Annotated in this window: 17 protein-coding genes and 1 pseudogene; 6 read left to right on the forward strand and 12 right to left on the reverse strand. The window is 59.7% G+C overall.

Annotation, left to right across the window (positions count from 1 at the left end; genetic code table 11):
- Positions 1-91: 91 nt before the first annotated feature.
- The 4 genes from sutA to glnK all read right to left on the reverse strand — a co-directional run bounded on the left by sutA (position 92) and on the right by glnK (position 2,849).
- Positions 92-424, reverse strand: coding sequence for a transcriptional regulator SutA (gene sutA, locus ACZZ0Q_RS21740; RefSeq protein ID WP_463540827.1), 333 nt, complete (start codon positions 422-424; stop codon positions 92-94).
- A gap of 77 nt (positions 425-501) precedes the next feature.
- Positions 502-954, reverse strand: a complete 453-nt coding sequence (locus tag ACZZ0Q_RS21745) for a secondary thiamine-phosphate synthase enzyme YjbQ (RefSeq protein ID WP_463542274.1) — start codon at positions 952-954, stop codon at positions 502-504.
- A 203-nt stretch (positions 955-1,157) separates the two neighbouring features.
- Positions 1,158-2,474 carry an ammonium transporter gene (locus tag ACZZ0Q_RS21750; RefSeq protein WP_463540826.1) on the reverse strand — a complete coding sequence of 439 codons (1,317 nt, stop codon included), beginning with the start codon at positions 2,472-2,474 and terminating at the stop codon, positions 1,158-1,160.
- 36 nt (positions 2,475-2,510) lie between these two features.
- Positions 2,511-2,849, reverse strand: coding sequence for a P-II family nitrogen regulator (gene glnK / locus ACZZ0Q_RS21755; protein ID WP_003457590.1), 339 nt, complete (start codon positions 2,847-2,849; stop codon positions 2,511-2,513).
- Between the two features lie 405 nt (positions 2,850-3,254).
- Here glnK and ACZZ0Q_RS21760 point away from each other — a divergent pair, with 405 nt between their 5' ends.
- From ACZZ0Q_RS21760 to ACZZ0Q_RS21770, 3 genes are all read left to right on the forward strand, one after another.
- Positions 3,255-3,515: an accessory factor UbiK family protein gene (locus ACZZ0Q_RS21760; protein ID WP_122497530.1), complete on the forward strand. Its 261-nt coding sequence runs from the start codon at positions 3,255-3,257 to the stop codon at positions 3,513-3,515.
- A gap of 39 nt (positions 3,516-3,554) precedes the next feature.
- Positions 3,555-5,051: a YifB family Mg chelatase-like AAA ATPase gene (locus tag ACZZ0Q_RS21765; RefSeq protein ID WP_463540825.1), complete on the forward strand. Its 1,497-nt coding sequence runs from the start codon at positions 3,555-3,557 to the stop codon at positions 5,049-5,051.
- Positions 5,052-5,213: 162 nt separating this feature from the next.
- Positions 5,214-5,435 carry a SymE family type I addiction module toxin gene (locus ACZZ0Q_RS21770; protein WP_463540824.1) on the forward strand — a complete coding sequence of 74 codons (222 nt, stop codon included), beginning with the start codon at positions 5,214-5,216 and terminating at the stop codon, positions 5,433-5,435.
- Positions 5,436-5,477: 42 nt separating this feature from the next.
- Here ACZZ0Q_RS21770 and ACZZ0Q_RS21775 read toward each other — a convergent pair whose 3' ends face one another.
- The 3 genes and pseudogenes from ACZZ0Q_RS21775 to ACZZ0Q_RS21785 form a co-directional block, all read right to left on the reverse strand.
- Entirely contained in the window at positions 5,478-6,338 is an 861-nt protein-coding gene (locus ACZZ0Q_RS21775; RefSeq protein WP_463561044.1) for a methyl-accepting chemotaxis protein, read from the reverse strand.
- Positions 6,333-7,460: pseudogene (locus ACZZ0Q_RS21780) on the reverse strand (Cache 3/Cache 2 fusion domain-containing protein); the annotation flags it as partial. The gene ACZZ0Q_RS21775 and the pseudogene ACZZ0Q_RS21780, both read right to left, overlap by 6 nt.
- Before the next feature lie 185 nt (positions 7,461-7,645).
- The gene (locus ACZZ0Q_RS21785) at positions 7,646-8,566 is read right to left on the reverse strand and encodes a LysR substrate-binding domain-containing protein (protein ID WP_463540823.1); all 921 of its coding nucleotides are present in this window, start codon (positions 8,564-8,566) and stop codon (positions 7,646-7,648) included.
- Positions 8,567-8,716: 150 nt separating this feature from the next.
- Here ACZZ0Q_RS21785 and ACZZ0Q_RS21790 point away from each other — a divergent pair, with 150 nt between their 5' ends.
- A complete protein-coding gene (locus ACZZ0Q_RS21790; RefSeq protein ID WP_463540822.1) occupies positions 8,717-10,144 on the forward strand; it encodes a NorM family multidrug efflux MATE transporter in 1,428 nt (475 codons plus the stop codon).
- On the opposite strand, the gene ACZZ0Q_RS21795 is transcribed toward ACZZ0Q_RS21790, so the two are convergent.
- Entirely contained in the window at positions 10,068-11,732 is a 1,665-nt protein-coding gene (locus ACZZ0Q_RS21795; protein ID WP_463560917.1) for a putative bifunctional diguanylate cyclase/phosphodiesterase, read from the reverse strand. The two genes, ACZZ0Q_RS21790 and ACZZ0Q_RS21795, sit on opposite strands and share 77 nt — an antisense overlap.
- A gap of 253 nt (positions 11,733-11,985) precedes the next feature.
- On the opposite strand from ACZZ0Q_RS21795, the gene rep reads away from it, so the two are divergent.
- Entirely contained in the window at positions 11,986-13,995 is a 2,010-nt protein-coding gene (gene rep / locus ACZZ0Q_RS21800) for a DNA helicase Rep (RefSeq protein ID WP_463560919.1), read from the forward strand.
- Between the two features lie 61 nt (positions 13,996-14,056).
- Positions 14,057-14,629 (forward strand): xanthine phosphoribosyltransferase, encoded by a 573-nt coding sequence (locus ACZZ0Q_RS21805; protein ID WP_463540820.1) that lies wholly within the window; start codon positions 14,057-14,059, stop codon positions 14,627-14,629.
- Between the two features lie 27 nt (positions 14,630-14,656).
- Here the strand turns inward: ACZZ0Q_RS21805 and ACZZ0Q_RS21810 are convergent, their stop codons facing one another.
- The 4 genes from ACZZ0Q_RS21810 to alr all read right to left on the reverse strand — a co-directional run bounded on the left by ACZZ0Q_RS21810 (position 14,657) and on the right by alr (position 19,343).
- Positions 14,657-16,783: an acetyl-CoA hydrolase/transferase C-terminal domain-containing protein gene (locus tag ACZZ0Q_RS21810; RefSeq protein ID WP_463540819.1), complete on the reverse strand. Its 2,127-nt coding sequence runs from the start codon at positions 16,781-16,783 to the stop codon at positions 14,657-14,659.
- Positions 16,784-17,066: 283 nt separating this feature from the next.
- A complete protein-coding gene (locus tag ACZZ0Q_RS21815; RefSeq protein ID WP_463384504.1) occupies positions 17,067-17,495 on the reverse strand; it encodes a c-type cytochrome in 429 nt (142 codons plus the stop codon).
- Positions 17,496-17,605: 110 nt separating this feature from the next.
- On the reverse strand, positions 17,606-18,154 hold the full coding sequence (locus ACZZ0Q_RS21820; RefSeq protein ID WP_122497550.1) for a cupin domain-containing protein: 549 nt from the start codon (positions 18,152-18,154) through the stop codon (positions 17,606-17,608).
- A 100-nt stretch (positions 18,155-18,254) separates the two neighbouring features.
- Complete coding sequence (alr, locus tag ACZZ0Q_RS21825) at positions 18,255-19,343, reverse strand: alanine racemase (RefSeq protein WP_463540818.1); 1,089 nt, start codon at positions 19,341-19,343, stop codon at positions 18,255-18,257.
- Positions 19,344-19,377: the final 34 nt, after the last annotated feature.

The following is a 19,377-nucleotide window of genomic DNA, read 5'->3' on the forward strand; positions in this document are numbered from 1 at the left end:
CAAATTTCAACGCAGCATCGCCGACGCGCAGCCGATCGATAAGCCCAATAAAAAGCCCGCCAAAATGGCGGGCTTTTTATTGGGCTAAACACTAAATAGGGCGGCTGCCGTATTTGCTGTCCGGCTTCTTGGGCGGGTCAGCAACCACATTCGGCTCGACCTCCTGCACCTTGCCGCCACGGGACAAAAACTCCTGCATGGCGCGTTCCAGCGCATCGCGTTCCTTTTGCTTGGCTTCGATGCTAGGCAGCTCGTCAACATCGACGGCAGCCTTGGCTTTCTTGCCAGCTTTTACCGGGACATCGCTGTCACTGTCGGTGTCGTCAGCGTCATCCGCCACGCCATCGTCAGCAGCCGCCAGCTCTTCGCCGTCGTCTTCCGCACCGCCTTCCAGTTCGTCTTGTTCCAGATCTTCGTCGCTCATGTTTAACCTCATGACTTGCGAAAAGCAGGTTAGTTATAGCCCAGCAATACACGCTGTCGCGCATTGCCAGAAAAAATTCAAAGAGCCTCGCCCTGCAGGGTCGCAAGCACTCTTCTGGGGCCACCGTGATCACGGTGCTCACCCAGATAAATCCCTTGCCAGGTGCCCAGTGCCAAACGACCCGCGCGTATCGGCAGCGTCACTTGGCATCCCAACAAACTGGCCTTGAAGTGCGCGGGCAAATCGTCCGCGCCTTCGTCGTTGTGTTCGTAAACGTCCTGGTCGTTGATGTCGGCATACGCACTGCCAACTTGAGGGACCAGACGATTGAAGAACCGCTCAAAGTCGCGTCGCACAGCCGGGTCGGCATTCTCGTTAATAGTCAGTGAAGCCGAGGTGTGCAACAGCCACAGATGTAACAGACCCAAACGGTAGCCAGCCAGTTCAGGCAATTTCGCCGTCACCTCATCGGTTACCAGATGGAAGCCTCGCGGGCGTGCTTGCAAGGTGAATTCGCGTTGCTGCCACATATGCATCTCCGCTGGTTCGGCGCGCATTCTAGCGTGCTCGTGGAAAAAGCAAAGGGCGCAGGCCAGAGCGTTTGAGTTTATTTAAGCGAACCATCTTTTCAAGCGCGTGGCGCTCGACAATGGTCGTAAATCACGCTAGCGCAAAACGCAAAATGCCCGGCAAAAGCCGGGCATTTTTTCTGCGGGTGTTGCCTGTAAAAAGCTTACAGGTTGTAGCCACGCTCGTTGTGTTGCGCCAGGTCGAGACCAACCGTCTCTTCCTCTTCGCTAACGCGCAGGCCCATCACCAGATCCAGCACTTTCAAGATGACGAATGTGACGACAGCGGTGTAGATCACAGTGAACCCGACGCCTTTGATCTGAGTGATCACTTGCGCGCCAATGTCTTCAACGGTGCCGAAGCCGCCCAGAGCAGGTGCTGCGAACACGCCGGTGAGAATCGCACCGACGATGCCGCCGATACCGTGAACGCCGAACGCATCCAGGGAATCGTCGTAGCCCAGTTTGCGTTTCAGGGTGGTGGCGCAGAAGAAGCAGATCACACCAGCAGCCAGACCAATTACCAGAGCGCCCATCGGGCCCACGGTACCGGCAGCCGGGGTGATGCCTACCAGGCCAGCGACCACACCCGAAGCGATGCCCAGGGCACTTGGCTTACCGTGGGTGATCCACTCGGCGAACATCCAGCCCAGTGCCGCAGCAGCGGTAGCGATCTGGGTAACCAGCATGGCCATACCGGCGGTGCCGTTGGCGGCAACAGCAGAACCGGCGTTGAAGCCGAACCAGCCGATCCACAGCATCGCAGCACCGACCAGGGTGTAGCCCAGGTTGTGCGGTGCCATTGGGGTGGTTGGGTAGCCTTTACGCTTGCCCATCACGATGCAGGCAACCAGACCCGCGATACCGGCGTTGATGTGCACCACGGTGCCGCCAGCGAAGTCCAGTACGCCCCAGTCCCACAACAAGCCGCCGTTGCCGCTCCACACCATGTGGGCGATTGGCGCGTAAACCAGGGTGAACCACACGCCCATGAAAATCAGCATGGCGGAGAACTTCATGCGTTCTGCGAAAGCGCCGACGATCAGAGCAGGAGTAATGATTGCGAAGGTCATTTGGAAGGTGATGAACACAGCTTCCGGAACCGCGTAGGTCAGGCTCGCTGGCGTTACACCGGCGAGGAATGCCTTGGACAAACCGCCTACAAACGAATTGAAGTTAACAACGCCCTGTTCCATGCCAGTGACATCGAACGTCATGCTGTAGCCGTAAACGACCCACAGAATGCTGATCAGGCCAGTGATGGCGAAGCACTGCATCATCACCGAGAGGATGTTCTTGGAGCGGACCATGCCGCCGTAGAACAGCGCGAGGCCCGGGATGGTCATAAACAGCACCAAGGCGGTGGCGGTCAGCATCCACGCCGTGTCGCCGGTATTCAACACAACCTCGTCCGCCATGGCCAAGCCTGGGGTAACGAGGGACAAAAGGGCTCCTAGCCCTGCGAGCTTACGCAGAGTCATATTGTTTTCTCCTGGGGCGTTGGGTTCGGCGGCTTTTTAGATTGCGTCGGTGCCGGTTTCGCCGGTACGGATGCGGATGGCCTGTTCCAGATTGACCACGAAGATCTTGCCGTCACCGATCTTGCCGGTGTTGGCCGCCTTGGTGATGGCTTCGATAACGCGGTCCAGCTGATCATCAGCAATGGCCACGTCGATCTTCACTTTGGGCAGGAAGTCGACCACGTATTCGGCGCCGCGATACAACTCGGTATGGCCTTTCTGACGACCGAAGCCTTTGACTTCAGTGACAGTAATGCCCTGCACGCCGATCTCCGATAGCGACTCGCGCACATCGTCCAGCTTGAACGGTTTGATGATGGCAGTTACTAACTTCATGAAACTCTCTCCCGTATTGGTGGACTTGCCCCAGGAAAAACGAACCCGGCTCAAGTCTAAGCGCAGTGTCTGGCTTTGTAACGCATCGAACGTCCTCAGGGAGGGCTCTCGACACAACCAATCGCTCCTGACGAAACGACTCCCCCGCTTCGCCTTACGCAGCCGAACTGCATCGGTGCATGCGTCATAGCCCACTAAGCAGAAAGCTTGCCAGCTCGGGGAAAAGCTTGAAATTCAGCGGGTTATTGAGTCAAAGCGCCCTCGTGACCAAAGCGCCCGGGCGAGTCACGCTCAACAACGGTGCAGGCCTGGCTTCGGCCGCGCGCCAAAACCGTGCAAAACCCCTCGCCCTGGCGCCGTGATGCTGCGTGTTACACTGCCGGCCGACCTATTTGGAACCTTCCTATGCTGCCGCCTAAAGCCCTTCTCGACGCCCTCAGCACCCACGCCTCGCGCCTGTTCAATGGCGAAACCCCCTTGCCGCGCAGCGAGTTCGAAAGCCAGTTCAAAGTGCTGCTGCAAAGCGGCTTCAGCAAGCTCGACTTGGTCAGCCGCGAAGAATTCGACAGCCAGATGGCCGTGCTCGCCCGCACCCGTGCACGCCTTGAAGCGCTTGAGGCGAAGGTTGCTGAACTGGAAGAAAAATTAACGCCGCCCAGCGAGTAATCCACTCGGACTGAGCGGCATGTGATCAAGGAGTGATCCATGTCTCTGGCTATCGTCCATAGCCGCGCCCAAGTCGGCGTACAAGCCCCTTCCGTTATCGTCGAAGCGCACTTGGCCAACGGCTTGCCCTCGTTGACCCTAGTGGGCTTGCCCGAAACCGCCGTCAAAGAAAGCAAGGACCGCGTGCGTAGCGCGATTCTGAATTGCGCCTTCGAATTTCCCCAACGTCGCATCACCTTAAACCTCGCTCCGGCCGATTTACCTAAAGATGGCGGGCGCTTCGACCTGGCCATTGCGCTCGGAATACTGGCCGCGAGCGGTCAGGTTCCCGTGGCCGCGCTGGAACATATTGAATGCCTGGGGGAGCTGGCGCTGTCCGGTGCTTTGCGCCCAGTACAGGGCGTATTGCCGGCAGCGCTTGCCGTGCGCGCCGCAGGACGCACCTTGGTAGTGCCGCGCTGCAACGCCGAAGAAGCCAGCTTGGCGTCGGGCCTGACGGTGCTGGCTGCTGATCATCTGCTGGAGTTGGCAGCGCACTTCAATGGGCTCACGCCCATTGCGCCCTACCAAGCAAAGGGGCTTCTGCGTCAATGCGCGCCCTACCCAGACCTTTGCGAAGTGCAAGGGCAGATCGCCGCGAAACGGGCGCTGCTGGTGGCTGCCGCAGGCTCCCACAACCTGCTTTTAAGCGGTCCGCCAGGCACCGGCAAGACGCTACTTGCCAGCCGACTTCCTGGGCTTCTTCCACCGCTGAATGAGCAGGAAGCACTCGAAGTGGCGGCCATTCAATCGGTCGCCAGCCACACGCCGATGAGCGCCTGGCCGCTACGGCCGTTTCGCCATCCTCACCACACCGCGTCAGGGCCGGCATTGGTCGGCGGAGGTAGTCGACCTCAGCCCGGCGAAATCACCCTGGCGCACCACGGCGTGCTGTTTCTGGATGAGCTTCCCGAGTTCGATCGACGCGTACTTGAGGTCCTGCGCGAGCCGCTAGAAAGCGGCCATATCGTCATCGCCCGGGCCAAAGACAAAGTGCACTTCCCGGCGCGCTTTCAATTGGTAGCCGCCATGAATCCCTGCCCGTGCGGCTACTTGGGCGACCCAAGCGGGCGATGCCGGTGCAGTACGGAGCAACTGCAACGCTACCGAGGAAAACTGTCCGGCCCACTACTGGATCGTATCGACCTGCATGTAACGGTTGCTCGTGAAACCACGGTGTTGCACGCCACCACATCGTCCAATACTTCAACCGCCACGGCGGCCGCTCAAGTGGCGCACGCCAGAACTCTACAGATAGAGCGACAAGGCATTGCCAACGCGTTTCTCGACCTGCCCGGCTTGCGCGAACATTGTGCGTTGCTGCAAAGCGATCAGGCCTGGCTCGAAACGGCGTGCGAGCGCCTCGGTTTGTCGTTGCGTGCTGCCCACCGCATTTTAAAGGTGGCTCGCACGCTGGCCGATCTGCAAAACGCTTCAGCGATCGCCCGCGAACACCTCGCTGAAGCCCTGCAATACCGGGGCGCTCCTCAGGAGTAAGCGAACTTCGAGGATTTATCCCCGCCCCGCTTCAGCCCCAGCCTGTACCACGCCCGGCAATAGTGTATGGATATACAGCTCGCGAATGCCCATAGTGCAGCTCATGGCCCCGTGCGATCCCGCACCCCGACCGGCCAAGCCACCTAGAGCAGGAGTCTGCCCATGACTATTCAACAAGTGATCCTTCCGCAATTTACCGAGCGGCAGCTCAAAATCTCCGCCGATTACGTGGCGCCCGGTAAGCGCGAGAGCATCCATGCGCTGCCCAAGCAAATACCCTGGATTCAACTCAAAGGCCTGTGGTTGCAGCAGGCGGGGTTCGAGGTGAACAGCATGATCCGCGTGCGCATCATCCAAGGTTGCCTGGTGATAACCGCTGCATAAAAAAATCCCCGGACAATGCCGGGGATTTTTATATTCGTTGGGTTACTGGAATCGCCCTACCTCAGCGCGCAGCCCTGCGGCCAACTGATCCAATTCCCTGGCGGTTTCGGCGAGGTTGGTGATCACTTCGTGCTGCTCGCTGTTGGCCAAGGCGATGCTTTGCAGGTTGCTGCTCAGCATTGTGGCGGTGCTGCTCTGCTCGCTGGTAGCAGTGGTGATGGCGGCAAACTGTTCGCCGGCCGCCTGGCTTTGCTCGGCAATCTGCGTGAGTGCTTGAGCGACTTTGGCGTTGCGCTGCAAGCCGTCAAGCATCTGCACTTTGCCTTGCTCCATGGTGGCGATGGCGCTGCTGGTTTCGCCCTGAATGCTCTGGATCATGGCGGAAATTTCATTGGTCGCGTCACGGGTGCGGCCTGCGAGGCTGCGCACTTCGTCGGCGACCACGGCAAAGCCCCGGCCTTGCTCGCCGGCACGTGCCGCTTCGATCGCAGCGTTGAGTGCGAGCAAGTTGGTTTGGTCGGCGATGGAGGTAATCACGCTGACGATGCCGCCAATTTCCTGGGAGCGCTGACCAAGCGTGTTGATGACGTCGGCGGTGCCATTGAGGGAACTGGAAATCTGCTCCAGCGCGCTCGACGCTTCTTCCATGGAAGTGCGGCCAATGCGCGTTTGCTGCGAGTTTTCGTTGGCCAGGCGTTCGGTGTGACGCATGTTGTCGGCGATGTTCAGCGAGGTGGCGCTGAACTCTTCGACGGCGCCCGCCATGCTGCTGATTTCACCGGACTGTTGCTCGATGCCTTCATAAGCGCCGGACGACAACCCAGCCAACGCTTGCGCCCGGCTGCTGACGTTTTCAGCTGCGCCGCGAATACGCGCGACCATGGTCGACAGGGCTTCGCCCATCTGGTTGAAGTTACGAGCGAGTTCGCCAATTTCATCGTGACTGGTGATATTCAGGCGCACGCTGAGGTCACCGTTGCCGAGGGCTTGCGCCTGCTCAACCAAGTCGCCTAAAGGCCGCAGCTTACGGCGCAGCAACCAGATCACAGCGCCCACGGCCAACAGCAACGTAATCAGGCTGCCGATAGCCAGTTGACTGCCGACGTGCCAGGTCACCGCTTCGATTTCGGCCTTGGGCATGCTGGCCAATACCGTCCACGGCCCGCCAGTAAAAGGCATGGCAACGCTGTAGAACGACTGCTCACCGTCGTCCCAAAACTCGCCTTCGCCCGGCTTGGTTGCCAGCGACGCAATCGTCTCGATGGCTTTCTCGGGTTGCTGAGCACCAGCTGGCGGCACCAGCCAATGTTTCTGCTCATCGAGCAACGCCAACGAGCCGGTAGCGCCGATGCGGAAACGCTTGAGGTTTTCGAACTGCGCGTTTTGCGCGGCGGTGTAATCGAAGCCTACAAACAACACAGCAATCACGCGGCCCGACGGATCAGCCACCGGCGTGTACTGCGTCATGTAGAAGCGGTCGAACAACAGGGCGCGGCCCACATAGTTTTGCCCGCCGAGCAAACGTTGGTACGCGGGGTGCGCGTGATCGAGCGCGGTGCCGATGGCGCGGCTGCCGTCCTGCTTGGTCAGGGAAGTGGTGACCCGAATGAACTCGTCGCCATCGCGCACAAACACGGTCGCCACGCCGGCGGTGAGGTTGCGGAACTCGTCCACCTCATTGAATTCGTTGTTCAGGCGCACATCGCCCAGGTAAAGCGCCGGCGTCTGCAGCGCGCCGACCGCCACACGCTCATCGGCGTGTACATTCAGCCCCTCGCGAAAACGCTGTTCGAACAGCCCTGCCAAACGCTGGGTGCTTTCGCGCAGGCTGTCATGGAAGGTGCTTAATTGGTCGGCCAGCAGACGCGCTTCGCTGCCTAGGTGTTCTTCGCGGGTTGCCAGCGTCGCGTTACTCAATGAGCGCAGGGCAAACAAGGTGCTCAGACCAATCAACAACACCAGAATCACGGCCAAAGCAGACGCTAGCTGCCAGGCAATGCGAGAGCGGGGCTGGGACATGTACATCTCCGTGGGGTAATACGGCTGTGGAACCGCTTCCTTATAAAAGCAGAAAAAAGGCCGCCCGCTTGTGGAAGGCAGCCTGCTTACATAGGTGTTCGGCGGGGCGCGAAGAATACTTGAGTGAAATCGTGCGTCAAATAAAAAGCGGCATTTAGCCAGCACTCCGTCGCATAATTACCGATCAAAGATTACAGAAGATGTACGACGTCAGGTAACTGCATAGCGTGCACCTCGCTTAACAGGTAATCGCGCAGTCGTTGATAGCGCGCCTGGCCGCGGCGGGCCTTAGGCCACACCAGAAAATAACTGTCGCCGCTGGCCACTGCGCTGGGCCATGGCAATGCTAGCCGGCCATGGGCGACGTCTTCAGCCACCATCACCAGATCGCCAATCGAAACGCCGTAGCCGCGCGCCGCGGCGACCATGCCCAGCTCCAATGTGTCGAATACCTGCCCGCCCTTGAGCGGAATCTGCTCGGCCAACCCCATCGCTTCCAGCCAACGCCGCCAGTCGCGACGGTCGGGAGTGGGATGAAGCAGTTGCGCCTGCTGCAATCGCGACACATCCCAAGGCGCCTGGCCCATCGCTTCCGGTGCGCAAACAGGAATCAGCCACTCAGCAAATAGCGGCACGCTTTCCCAGTCCTCGGGAAATTCGCCCTTACCCAGCAATATCGCGCAATCGAAGGGCTCTTGCTGAAAGTCCACCCGATCGACATCCATCCAGGCGCTGGTCAGTTGCACTTCCATGCCGTCGCCAAGCAGGCGAAAACGCGACAACCGGGCCAGTAACCATCGCATCGTCAGCGTTGACGGGGCTTTAAGTCGCAGCGTGGTTTCGTCGGTGCGCAACGTGGCGCACGCCCGCTCAAGCGCCGCGAAGCCGTCGCGTATGCCAGGCAGCAACAGGCGAGCCGCCTCCGTGAGCTGTAACGTTCGGCCGGCACGCTGAAAAAGACGACAGCCGAAATGCTCTTCAAGCGTACGAATGTGCCGGCTTACGGCGCTTTGAGTGATGGCCAGTTCCTGCGCCGCTTGTGTGAACGAGCTGTGACGGGCCGCCGCCTCAAAGGCGCGCAAGGCATATAAACCGGGAAGACGCTGTGTCATCACGCAATTCCTTATCGACAAGGCATGAGTTTAAGTCATGTCTGGCATCGTTTTTATCCTTTTGTGGCGTCCCGTTTTCTCTCGCAAGATGGCGGCTCTTAATAACGCCAGCGTAAAGCGGGCGCCTTTTTAGTTTGAGTCAGACTCATCATGCCCAACGCCACCCGAGCCGAATTGAAAGCCATCCTGCGTTTGGCAGGGCCCTTGATCGCCGCGCAATTGGCGCACGTGATGATGGTGTTTACCGACACAGTAATGATGGGCCTGCTCGGCCCTGCGGAACTGGCAGGCGGCGGGCTTGGCGCGGCGAGCTATTCGTTCGTTTCAATCTTCTGCGTTGGCGTCATTGCCGCCGTGGGCAACCTGGTTGCGATTCGCCACGGCAGCAACGATGCCCGCGGCGTGGTGCACATCAGCCAGAACGGCTTGTGGCTCGGCTGGGCCATGGCGGTAGCGGCAGGTGTTCTGCTGTGGAACCTGGGCCCGGTTCTGTTGATGTTTGGTCAGTCGCCCGAGAGCGTGCACGGCGCCGAGCAGTTCCTTTCCACACTGGCGTTCGCCCTGCCCGGTTACATGACCTTTATGGCGCTGCGCGGATTTACCAGCGCCTTGGGCCGAGCAGGTCCGGTGATGGCGATCAGCATTGGCGGCGCGGTGGCAAATCTGGGCCTTAACTACGCGCTGATTCACGGCCTGTTCGGCCTGCCGCATTTGGGTCTGGCGGGAATTGGGTTGGTAACTGCCATCGTCAGCACCGTTATGGCGCTGCTGCTGGCGATGCATGTGATGCGCCATCGGGCTTATCGGTCGTATCCGGTGTTTGCCGGACTGCTGCGCCCGGATCGGGCGGCGATGAAAGAGCTGCTGCGCCTGGGCCTGCCGATTGGCGGCACCTACGCCGTGGAATCCGGGTTGTTTGCCTTCGCCGCGCTGTGCATGGGCGCACTGGGCAGTACGCAACTGGCGGCGCACCAAATTGCGCTGCAGTCGGTGTACGTGGCGTTTATGGTGCCGGTGGGCATTTCCTACGCGGTGACCTTCCGTATCGGGCAACACTTCGGCGCGGGTCGGCTGGCCGATGCACGTCGGGCCGGCCGCCTGGGAATCGCCATTGGCGGTTGCTGCATGCTCGGTTTCGCGCTGCTGTTCTGGCTAGCGCCCTACGCGGTAGTTGATCTGTTTCTGGATGCCAGCGATCCCGCGTTCGCCAACATCGTCGCCCTGGCGGTCAGTTTGTTGGCCATCGCCGCCTGGTTTGAGCTGTTCGATGGCATTCAAACCATCGCCATGGGCGCGATACGCGGTTTAAAAGATGCCAAAACCACGTTCTTTGTTGGGCTGGTTTGTTATTGGGCTGTCGGTGCGCCAGCCGCCTGGCTGCTAGCGTTTCACTGGGGTTGGGGCGCGCAGGGCGTATGGTGGGGATTAGCCGCCGGCCTGGCCTGCGCGGCGCTGGGCCTGACGCTTGGGTTCGAATGGAAAACCGCAGGATTGCTGGCGATTAAATCGACAACATCGCCTGACGATTGCCAAACACCAGAAAACGCGCCAGATCGGCCAGGGGCAGAGGCTTGCTGACCAGATAACCCTGCACCTGATCGCAACCGAACTGACGCAGCAGCGCCAACTGCTCGGCGTTCTCCACGCCTTCGGCCACCACGGCGAGTTCAAGGTTGTGCGCCAGATTGATCATCGCCCGCACCAACTGACGATTCTCGGGGCGGTTATCCATGCCGCCGACGAAGCTCTTGTCGATCTTCAACATGGTGATCGGCAGGTTGTTCAGGTGCACGAACGATGAAAAACCGGTGCCGAAATCGTCAAGGGAAAAACGCACGCCGAGTTTGCCCAGCGCCTTCATGGTTTGTTGCACGTGATCACTGCGGCGCATCACGGCAGTTTCGGTCAGTTCGAACTCCAGCCACTGCGCGTCAACGCCGCGCTCCTCGATCAGACGCGCCAGAGTGCTCAGCAACTGACTGTCCTGAAACTGGCGAAACGACAGGTTCACTGCCATATGCAGCGCCGGCAAACCGCGCCCGCGCAGCCACTGCATATCGCGCAACGCGCGCGAAATAACCCAGTAACCCAGCGGCACAATCAGCCCGCTCTCTTCGGCCAATGGTACGAACTCGTTAGGCGCCAGCAACCCGCGCTCGGCGTGGCGCCAGCGCACCAGCGCTTCAAGGCCGAGAATGTGCCCGGTTTTCAGGCACAGGCGCGGCTGGTAATGCAGCTCCAGTTCATCGCGGCGCAAGGCACGGCGCAGTTCGCTTTCCAGGTCGGCAAGACTGCGGGCGTTGCGGTTGATGCGCTCGTCAAACACGTGAAAGGTACAACCCTGCTGGCTCTTGGCTTGTTGCATGGCGATATGGGCGTGCCACATCAGCGGATCGGCACCCGCGTCGGCACGGGCGTGCGCCACGCCGAGGCTGCAGCCGATCAGCAGGCTTTCGCCATCGACCCAATACGGCTCGGACAATGCTTCGGTAATGCGCTCGGCCATGCGCTCGGCGCGCTTGGGGTCGCGGCGAATATCCAACAGCAAGGCGAATTCATCGCTGCCTAAACGGGCCAGATGATCATCTACGGAGAGTTGCGCTTTGAGCCGCGCCACCACCTGCAGAATCAGGCGGTCACCGGCTTGGTGGCCGAGCGCATCGTTGGCGTGGCGGAAGTTGTCGAGATCCAGATGCCCGAGCGCCAGCCCACGGCCTTTGAATTCAGCCAATTGCGCGGTGAGCAGGGTTTGAAAGCCTTGGCGGTTGGCGATGCCAGTGAGCGGATCTTGCTCGGCCAGGCGCTGAAGCGTGTCTTTAAGCACGCCGTGCTCGCGCACATAACGCAGGCAGCGGCGCAGGGTATCGGCGCTCAACGTCTCGCGCACCAGCCAATCGCTGATGCCAACCGGCGGCTCGGCCGGCTCGTGTTCGAGCAACAGAACGGTAGGCAACGGGCAACTGCCGGGAGCAGGCTGAAGGCGAGGGGTGGTTAACAGAAGGCCGTGGGCGTGATCATCGAACAGGCCACTGGCGGCCACCCAGGAAGGTGCGGTAATCAGCGCCGACGGGTGGCCCATCGCGGCCAAATGCTCGCGCAACAGCGCCGCCCAATCTGGCGTCTCGGCCAGCAGGACAATACGCAAGGTTTCAACATGCGCGGACAAACGACTTCCCCCAAAAGCATTTCACATGGCGGTTCTACCGCCCTTTCGCGCCGTTATCGGCGTCTCTTGCGCACATCCTGTGCGATGTATTCCTCATCAGCCCCCGCTGATGAGGCACTAGCGTACTGCATTATCTGAAATAACCAAGACCATCACGCGGTCAGTATGGCGTGCGTCACAGTATCCAGACGGTTAAGGCATTGTGCATCAGGCCTGCTAAAATGCGCGCCCACTTTCCTGCGATACAACGACGATGTCCCGACTCAATCCCCGGCAGCAAGAAGCCGTGAACTACGTCGGCGGCCCACTATTGGTGCTCGCCGGCGCCGGTTCTGGCAAGACCAGCGTAATCACCCGCAAAATTGCCCACCTGGTTCAACAGTGCGGCATCCGCGCGCAACACATCGTGGCGATGACCTTTACCAACAAGGCCGCGCGAGAAATGAAAGAACGCGTCGGCTCCTTGCTCAAAGGCGTGGAAGGGCGCGGCCTGACCGTATGCACCTTCCACAACCTGGGCATGAACATCATCCGTAAAGAGTACGCCCGCCTCGGTTACAAGCCTGGTTTCTCGATTTTCGACGACGGCGACATCAAGGCGTTGCTCAGCGACATCATGCAAAAAGAGTATTCGGGCGACGACGGTATCGATGAGATCAAAGGCTACATCGGCTCGTGGAAGAACGACCTGATCCTGCCGCCCGAAGCGCTGGAAAACGCGCGCAATCCCAAAGAGCAAACCGCCGCCATCGTCTATATGCACTACCAGCGCACGCTCAAGGCGTACAACGCGGTGGACTTCGATGACCTGATTCTGCTGCCGGTAAAACTCTTCCAAGACCACGCCGACATCCTGGAAAAGTGGCAGAACAAAGTGCGTTATCTGCTGGTGGACGAGTACCAGGACACCAACGCCAGCCAATACCTGCTGGTGAAAATGCTGGTGGGCATGCGCAATCAGTTCACCGTGGTGGGCGATGACGACCAATCGATTTACGCCTGGCGCGGTGCACGGCCGGAAAACCTCATGTTGTTGAAAGAGGACTTTCCCTCGCTCAAAGTCGTGATGCTTGAGCAGAACTACCGCTCCACCAGCCGCATCCTCAAATGCGCCAACACGCTGATCGCCAACAACCCGCACGCCTTCGAGAAACAGCTGTGGAGCGAGATGGGCCATGGCGATGAAATCCGCGTGATTCGTTGCAAAAACGAAGACGCCGAATGCGAACGCGTGGCTATGGAAATTCTCAGCCTGCACCTGCGCACCGACCGGCCGTACAGCGATTTCGCGATCCTGTATCGCGGTAACTACCAAGCCAAACTGATGGAGCTGAAACTTCAGCACCACCAGATTCCCTATCGCTTATCGGGCGGCACCAGCTTTTTTGCGCGCCAGGAAGTGAAAGATTTAATGGCCTACTTCCGCCTGCTGGTGAACCCCGATGACGACAACGCCTTTCTGCGCGTGATCAACGTGCCGCGCCGCGAAATCGGTTCCACCACCCTGGAAAAGCTCGGCAACTACGCCACCGAGCGCAAGATTTCCATGTACAACGCGGCCGATGAAATGGGCCTGGGCGAGCACCTGGACAGCCGTTACAGCGAGCGCCTGCAACGGTTCAAACACTGGATGGACAAGATTCGCCAGCAGTGCGCCGAGAACGAGCCGATTGCCGTGCTGCGCAGCATGGTCATGGACATTGATTACGAAAACTGGCTGCGCCAGAACGCCTCCAGCGACAAGGTGGCCGAGGCGCGGATGGGCAACGTCTGGTTCTTGATCGATGCGCTGAAGAACACCCTTGAGCGCGACGAAGACGGCGACATGACCATCGAAGACGCCATCGGCAAGCTGGTGTTGCGCGACATGCTCGAGCGTCAGCAAGAAGAGGAAGAAGGCGCCGAGGGCGTGCAAATGCTGACGTTGCACGCATCCAAAGGCCTGGAATTTCCGTACGTGTTCATCATCGGCATGGAAGAAGAAATTCTCCCCCACCGCTCCAGCATCGAAGCCGACACCATCGAGGAAGAACGCCGCCTGGCCTACGTGGGCATCACCCGCGCGCGGCAAACGCTGGCCTTTACCTTTGCGGCCAAACGCAAACAGTACGGCGAGATCATCGACTGCTCGCCGAGCCGTTTCCTCGACGAATTGCCGCCCGAAGATTTGTCGTGGGAAGGCTTGGAAGACACCCCCGTGGAGGTCAAAGCAGTACGCGGCAACGCGGCCCTGGCCGACATCCGCGCCATGATGAAAAAATAGTCGGGCGCCGCTGGGCGCCCCTGCGTTTACTAACCTGCACCGCTAAAACGAGAGCCTTGAGATGGAAGCGCTGAAAACGAAGATTATTGAAGAAGGCGTGGTGCTGTCCGACCAAGTGCTCAAGGTCGACGCCTTTCTGAACCACCAGATCGACCCACGCCTGATGCAGCAAATCGGCCAGGCGTTTGCGGATCTGTTCAAAAATCAGGGCATCACCAAAATCGTCACTATCGAAGCGTCGGGCATCGCCCCCTCGATCATGGCGGGCCTGGAGTTGGGTGTGCCGGTGATTTTCGCGCGCAAATACCAGTCGCTGACCCTGACCGACAACCTGCTGGTGTCCAAGGTGTTCTCGTTCACCAAGCAAACCGAAAGCACCATCGCCGTGTCGGCCAAACACCTGCTGCCCACCGACCGCGTATTGCTGATCGACGACTTCCTCGCCAACGGCCGCGCCGCGCACGGTTTGATCGACCTGATCAAGCAGTCCGGCGCGACCATTGTGGGCATTGGTGTGGTGATCGAAAAATCCTTCCAGAAAGGCCGCGAAGAACTCGACTCGCAGGGTTACTGGATCGAGTCCCTGGCGCGGATCAAATCGCTGGAAGGCGGCAAGGTCGAATTTCTCGAGTAACGGTTGCCGCTCAAACGGGGCACCGCGTCAAGGCGCGGTGGCCTGCAACCCCGCCAGCACCAATTTCTGATAAAGCTGCTCCTTAATCCCATCCGGCTGCGCCAACTGCAAGCGTTCCAAGTGCGCGTCAAACACCCCTGGCTCCGGCTGATCAAACAACGCCGCCTTGCCTAACTCCAACACTTCGCTGAGCTTGAGCTTGCTCTTCAGCCAGCGCAGCGCGCGCAGCAAATCCTGTTCTTCGTCGGTGAAATCGCAGCCCAGCGGATATTCGGCGAACAGGTTTTTGTGCTCCTCGTAACACGCCTGCAAACGCTCCGGCGTGTTGTCGCGAAACGCCTCGTCCAGCACAAAATCCTCCGCCAATTTGCCCGCCGCCTGCGCCTGCTTGATCAGCTCATCCTGAAAACGCGAGTCTGCAATTTGCAGCAACGCGGCGATCACCTGAGCGTCGTTCTTGCCACGCAAGTCGGCGATGCCGTATTCGGTGATGACAATGTCGCGCAAGTGCCGAGGGATGGTGGTGTGGCCGTAGTCCCAGCGGATATTGGAGCTCACCTCACCATCGGCTTCGCGCCAACTGCGCAGCATCAGAATGGCGCGCGCATCGTCCAGCTCATGGGCCTGGGCGAAGAAATCGTACTGCCCACCGACGCCGCTGATGACACGGCCATCTTCCAGTTGATCGGCCGCGCTGGCGCCGAGCAGCGTCACGCAAAAGGCGCTGTTGATAAATCGCGCCTGTGTGCGCTGCAACCGTTTGAGGTCTTCCTGGCCGTATAGCCGATTGATGTAGCTGATGCCGGTCATGCCGATGCGCGAACGGCGCTCAACGTTGAGCTGTTGCAAGCGCCGATAGAACGCTTGAGGGCCGAGAAAGAACCCGCCGTGAACACAGACGCCAGCGGTGGTCGGTTTCAGGTACTCCTGCAAAGCGTTCACGCACGCCGGATCGGTTAGATCGGCAGACACGGTGCGGCCATCCGGCAAGCGCACTCGCTGTGCTTCGATGCGCACGCCTGCTTCAAGCATGCCCTGCTCTTGCAACCAGGAGACCAGCGGCTGATCGAGGGCAATGGCGGGCTCGGCCTTTGGCCACACGGCGAGGTTGAGATGACCGTGCTCATCCACCACACCCGCGTTCGCCAATTGCTGCAAGCGCTCATCAGCAAATACCGGGCGCCGCACGATGCCTGCATCGAACAGCGCCACCAGGCCCGGCACCAGCATTTCACTGCACCCATACAGGCCCTTGGCAAAAGGCTGCAGCCCACCGAAGCGTTCCACCAACTCACCCCAACGACCAATATCAAGGGCCTGCAACGCCGCCTGGTAACCGCCATTGTTGCCTTGGCGATTTAACAACGCGGCTGTCACCGCGTCGCCCATCGAGCCAATGCCAATCTGCAAGGTGCCGCCATCGCGCACCAGGCTGCTGGCGTACAGGCCAATGGCGTGATCGGCGACGCCCACCGGCATATTCGGCGTGGAGAACAAGGTGCTGGGCTCGCCGGCTTCGACCAGCACATCGAAGTCATCCAGCGGCCGCTCGGCATCGCCCGGCATATACGGCAGATCAGCATGAACCTGACCCACGCAGACAATCGTCTCACCGGCCTGCTTACGCGCGTGCAGCATCGGCAACAAATCGAGGGTGATATCGGTGTTGCAGCTCAGGCTGACGTGATCAGGGCGGGCAGCATCTGCGGCCACCAACTGCGCGACGACGTTGATGCCCTTGCGATTCAGATCGCGCGCCACCTGGCTGTAGTTGAGGCTAACGTACGCCTGCTGCGCCTTGGGATTTTGCAGTTGGCTGCCGGGCTGCAAATAAAATTCCTGCAGGTGGATATTGTCCGGCAGCTCGCCGCGGCGCTGGTCTTTCAGGTAATCGAGCTCTGGATAATTGCCAAACACCCGCTCCAGAAACGGCGCCATCAAGCGCTGCTCAAGATCACTGCTGGCATGGGGACGGCCAAGGGACAGTGCGGTGTAAATGGTCAGCGAGCGATGGGGCATCGCCTTGATGCGCTGATACAACGCATTCACCAGCCGATTCGGCTTGCCCAAGCCCAGTGGCAGACCGAGATGAATCGGTCCCTCGATGCGCTGCAGAATCTGTTCGACGGCATAGTCCAGAGAGCTAAGAGCCACAGGTCAATCTCCATAAGTTGGCTTGTGGAGTGTGACTGCAAAAACGCAGGGATGACGCCCGTTTCGCTGAAAAATGAATGCCCACCCTCGCCGATGTGTGGATGGGGCCTTGCTCGGTTGAGATCGAGCGAGCTCGAGCAGTGCAAGGCGAAATTGGTTTTTGAAGCGCAGTTGGCTCTAGCCAATGAGCATTCAACAATCAATTTCAACGCAGCAATGCCGACGCGCAGCCGATCGGCGCATAAAAAAACCGCCCCGAGGGCGGTTTTTTGAACTCCAAACCTTACTTCAGGCCGGACATTTTCTGGATGGTGGCTTTCAGCTCATCATCGCTGCAATCAGCACAGGTGCCTTTAGGCGGCATGCTGTTGATGCCGGTGATGGCTTTTGCCAGCAGGCCGTCGAGGCCGCCTTGGTGGTCGGCGCGGTCTTTCCAGGCAGCTGTGTCACCGATTTTTGGGGCGCCCAGTACGCCGGCGGTGTGGCAGGCGCCACAGTGGGCGGCGATGATGTCGTCCGGCGTTTTTGCGCCGCCGCCAGCAGAAGCCGCAACGGCTTCAACGCCTTTGCATTCTTCGCCCTGGATGCAGACTTCACCCACTGGCTTCAGTCGCGCAGCGATGTCGTCATTGGTCGTCGCAGCCTGAGCGCTGACCGCCCAGAGGGCCAACACAGCGACATGCGCCGCCAGCATTTTCTTAATTAGGTTCACGCGTACACCCTCTATCGTGGCTAGTCACGCTCGCGGCCACGGTTGCGCGAGCGGGCGTCAGTATACCGATTAGGTCGGCGTGTCGAAACACGCCATCCTGTCGCAGTTTCTTAGAAATTGGCGGGCGTGGTGGCTGAAATAAGCCGCGCCGGCTCTTCAAACGGATTACGGAAGCGATGCGGCTTGCTGCTTTCAAAGTAGTAGCTGTCGCCGCTTTCGAGGATATAAATCTCGCCGCTCACCGTCAGTTCCAGACGGCCGTCCACCAACAGACCCGATTCTTCACCTTCGTGGGTGAGCATCTCGTCACCGGTGTCAGAGCCTGGCGGATAGGTTTCGTCAAGAAAGGCGATGGCCCTGCTGGGGTGCGCCTTGCCGACCAATTTCATGGTGACCGCGCCACTGGACAAATCGACCAGTTCGCTCGCTTTGTAAACAACCTGGGTGTGGTTGTCCTGTTCCACTTCGAGGGAGAAAAACTCGACCAACGACATGGGTATGCCCGCCAACACCTTCTTCAGAGAACTGATCGAGGGGCTCACGCTGTTCTTCTCGATCATGGAAATGGTGCTGTTGGTGACGCCCGCGCGTTTGGCGAGTTCACGCTGAGACAGGCCTTTAAGCTTGCGAATAGATTGCAGTCGAACGCCGACGTCCAATGATAGAGCCCCCTTGGGAAAATTCCGATTTGAGGGCGCATCATCGCAACAGCGTTCAGTATTTACAACACTTGCATGGCAATCCTGTTCAGGCCTGGCGCTAGGCCCCGGAATAGACGAGTGGCGCGCGGCGCACATTACAGAACAGCTGGTAAGGAATAGTCCCAGACGCAGCGGCAACATCGCTGGCAAGTACCTGTTTTCCCCACAGTTCCACCCGACTTCCTACGCCGGCTTTAGGCAAACCGGTGAGATCGACGGTCAACATATCCATCGAAATCCGACCGATCAGCCGACTCAACTTCCCGTCGATTGCCACCGGCGTGCCGCTTGGCGCATGGCGCGGATAGCCATCGGCGTACCCCATGGCCACAACGCCGACCCGCGTCGGTTGTTCGGTGACATACCGGGCGCCGTAGCCAATCGGCTCGCCGGCTGGCAATTCGCGCACGCTGATTATTTTCGACTCCAGCGTCATCACCGGCTGCAAGCGCGCGGCGTGGTCGTGCGGAGTTTCGAACGGGCTGGCGCCATACAGCATCAGTCCGGAGCGGACCCAGTCGGTCTTTTGCAGCGCGGGAAAACGTGACGACCAGCCAAGAATCGCCGGCGAATTAAACAGGCTGACGTCGGCCTGTAGCCCCTCGCGGGCTTGGGCGAAAGCGGCCATTTGCTCTTCGCTGCGCGGATTCTCCAGCTCATCGGCGCGAGAGAAGTGCGTCATCAGCACGATTTTTTCCGCCTTGCCGCTCGCTTGCAGGCGGCGATAAGCGTCTTGGTACTGCTCGGGAAAGAGGCCAACGCGGTGCATGCCTGAGTCAAGCTTCAGCCAAATCTGCAACGGTTTGCGCAGCGTCGTACGTTCCAGTGCTTCCAACTGCCACGGCGCGTGAATCACACACCAAAGATCATGCTCGACGATCAACGCCAACTCATCGGCCTCGAAAAACCCTTCGAGCAACAAAATCGGCGCGGTAATTCCCGCAGCGCGCAGGCTCAGCGCCTCTTCAATGGCTGCCACGGCAAAACCATCGGCCTCGCTTTGCAACGCCTGCGCGCACTGCACCGCGCCATGCCCGTAGGCGTCCGCTTTGATCACGGCCAGGGCGCGGGCCCCGGTCAGTTCACGGGCAAGGCGGTAGTTGTGACGCAGAGCAGCGAGGTCAATCAGGGCGCGGGCGGGACGCATGGCAGCGAGTCTTCTAAAGGTCGAGGGCTAGAAA

The organism is Pseudomonas sp. AC070 (assembly GCF_979258635.1).